Annotated in this window: 1 protein-coding gene; it reads right to left on the bottom strand. The window is 66.2% G+C overall.

Annotated features, from left to right (window positions below; translation table 11 throughout):
* Positions 1 to 284: 284 nt before the first annotated feature.
* Positions 285 to 557 (bottom strand): phosphatase PAP2 family protein (locus tag NS355_RS17960; RefSeq protein WP_153008293.1); only part of this gene is annotated, 273 nt, incomplete at its 5' end.

Raw genomic sequence — 557 nt, 5'->3', positions numbered from 1 at the left:
ACAATTGGCAGTCGGGGTAATGGGTCCTGGCTTTCGCCAGGACGACGGCGAGTTTGTTCACGCTCCAATAACAACAACTCGCAGAGATGGATTCTCGTGACGTGAATCGATCGAGCTTTGGATTTCGTTTCGCCCTCTCCACATGTCGTTCCGGGGCGACGCGTTAGCGTGGAACCCGGAATCCGTTCTTCCACGAACCATGCGGCCAAATGGATTCCGGGTTCTCGCCTGCGGCGAGCCCCAGGATGGCACCGAGGGTGGCAAAACCGTCGGGAGGCGACCGATCACGCCGGCGGCGGCGGGTCCGGCGCCTCGACCACCGCCTGGCGCTGGAGCTGCAGGGCGACGAACCAGCACAGCGAGGCCCAGGCGGCGCCGATGCACCAGCCGGCGAGCACGTCGCTCGGCCAGTGCACGCCGAGGTAGATCCGGCTGATGCCGACGAGCAGCGTGGTGACGACGCCGAGCCCCATCGCGAACGCCTTCACCCGGCCCGAGCGCTCGACCCGGGCGAGCAGGATCGCCAGCGTCAGGTAGGCGATGGCCGACAGCATGGC

It is taken from the genome of Sphingomonas yabuuchiae (assembly GCF_001477495.1).
GTDB lineage: Bacteria > Pseudomonadota > Alphaproteobacteria > Sphingomonadales > Sphingomonadaceae > Sphingomonas > Sphingomonas yabuuchiae_A.
This window is presented reverse-complemented; position numbering and strand designations above follow the sequence as displayed.